General features: G+C 42.7%; 3 protein-coding genes. All 3 read right to left on the reverse strand.

Annotation, left to right across the window (positions count from 1 at the left end; translation table 11 throughout):
- The coding region (locus AB5217_RS24760; protein WP_368117396.1) for an IS66 family transposase at positions 1 to 1,089 on the reverse strand (1,089 nt) is incomplete at its 3' end.
- 86 nt (positions 1,090 to 1,175) lie between these two features.
- The gene (tnpB, locus tag AB5217_RS24765; protein WP_004296723.1) at positions 1,176 to 1,526 is read right to left on the reverse strand and encodes an IS66 family insertion sequence element accessory protein TnpB; all 351 of its coding nucleotides are present in this window, start codon (positions 1,524 to 1,526) and stop codon (positions 1,176 to 1,178) included.
- The gene (locus tag AB5217_RS24770; protein ID WP_004296724.1) at positions 1,514 to 1,918 is read right to left on the reverse strand and encodes a hypothetical protein; all 405 of its coding nucleotides are present in this window, start codon (positions 1,916 to 1,918) and stop codon (positions 1,514 to 1,516) included. The genes tnpB and AB5217_RS24770 overlap by 13 nt, the downstream gene beginning before the upstream one ends.
- Positions 1,919 to 1,938 lie beyond the last annotated feature (20 nt).

Here is a 1,938-nt window from a genome sequence, read left to right on the forward strand (position 1 = left end):
CTCGTTTTGATAAAGTGCGTTTATCAGCTCCACGATCCTTTTTGCATCCGGGTCCTTCTCACCGCAATCTATAAATTTCCGTTTTATATGTTGCAAGCACGGGATGCGTGTGATATTGGGATAAGCATCGCTTTCGAGCTTCCGGTAAGGTGAGTAACCATCGCTTTGTATGATACCTTTGCAACTGCCTAATTCGTTAAGAATAACTCTTTCAGACCGGGAGCCGTCATCATAGAGCAGGTATATCATCCTGGTGTTTATGCCGACAACCACCCAAAGGTATCCCTTCCTGACTCCTTTTCCCTTGCTGTTCTTTTCCGGGACGAGTATTTTGTAATAGGTTTCATCGGCTGCCTTATAAGGATCACTCAAAGCTGTCTGCCGGATGCACTTATAAAGATTTTCGAAGAGGTTTGAGGCTTTCTCTATCAACTTATGAGCCGTAGGTTTCTTCAGCGTAAAGCCATGACTCTCGAAGTAGTTGATGATTCTTTCAACAGGTAGCGATTGTATATAACGTAATTCCATCAATCCGGCAATAAATGAACCGTCATAGCTGGAATTCAAGAAGGCCGAAGCCGGTGTTTTTCCCTCAAACAGGCGACCTTCTTGCGTATAGGTGTGTATCTTGTAGACATGCTTGATGAAGCGCATGGGTACACATTCATAGCGGACGCATATTCTGGGAACAGTGGTAAACAACCGGGCCTTATTGATGTCAAAATCGGGATCATCGGGATAAACGACATGTTCTTCTTCCTCCATCTCATAATGCATGTCACGTTTGGCCCCATTATTCTTTCTTGCTTTACGCTTATCTGCTTTTTCCGCTTCTATCTTCTGCCGCTCTTCTTCGGATATGGCAGATTGGGGAGCCTGTTGCTGTTCGGATGTGTTGGATACAAGTTTGGCGAGTCCCTTAGTAAGGCGCTGTTGCTTGCTAAGAGATTCGCCTTTTTGAAGGAGTGCCTCTTTAAGGGAAGAAACCTCCTTTATCAAAGCATCTATTTGGTCCAAGAGTCTGTTGTTGTCATCTCGTAATCCCTTGATTTGTTCCTTCAATAACTCTATGATCTCATCCTTTTTCATGGCATAAAGATATAAAAAATCAACGAATTGGCCAAATAAACCGGATGATATCTTTAGCGCAAATAACTAATAATCAGAATGTTGAATTAGATCCTAAAACGCTTTCTCAACCGTACAGACTTTAATGACACTCCATTTAAGATAAAAGACAAAACCTGATAAGAAATCTCGTAATTGCCTGTATTGGGGTTAAATGTCGGTAACTCAAAACTTCCACCTTCGAGGCGCTTGTAGTACAGAAGAAAGCCATCGCCATCCCAACGCAGTATTTTTACACTTTGTCGGTTTTTACCAAAGAATAAAAAGATATCTCCGGAAACGGGAGACAAGTCCTTCATTTCCGATCGTATAATTTTGAATAAACCGTCAATGCCAAGGTTCATACGAACAAAGCCCTGGTACAGATAGTAGCGATTGGCTGATGTTAGAGAATACATGGATCTCCCTCCTTTCTTTCGTAATCGCGCAACATTTTAATAACACCACCGGGTGTGGCCCGTTTGACCGAAATGGTGGTTCCACTGTTAAAGGTGATTGTGATCCCGGCAAGACTAAACTCTTCTTCCGACAACATGGCGGGTGCTATTTGAGTGAATGAAGGAGAGGAAGTTGTCGGTTGGGAGGGTTCAACGCCGCCATAATAATCACGGACCACATCTGCCTTGGCTTGTTTAACGCTATAGCCCCGTCTGGACATCCAGGAACTCATACCACCAAAAGTGGTATGCTGATCGCGGCAAACATCGGCTAAAGAACAATTGTAGTCTACTTTCAATGCTTCAAGGAAATGTTTCCAAGTTTTTCCAAATCGATTTTCTGCTAAATCCATAATGCTTCATTTTTATACAT

The sequence above is a fragment of the Bacteroides sp. MSSM.1001136sp1_RTP21357st2_D2_RTP21359_211015 genome, from assembly GCF_040913205.1.
Taxonomy (GTDB): domain Bacteria; phylum Bacteroidota; class Bacteroidia; order Bacteroidales; family Bacteroidaceae; genus Bacteroides; species Bacteroides ovatus.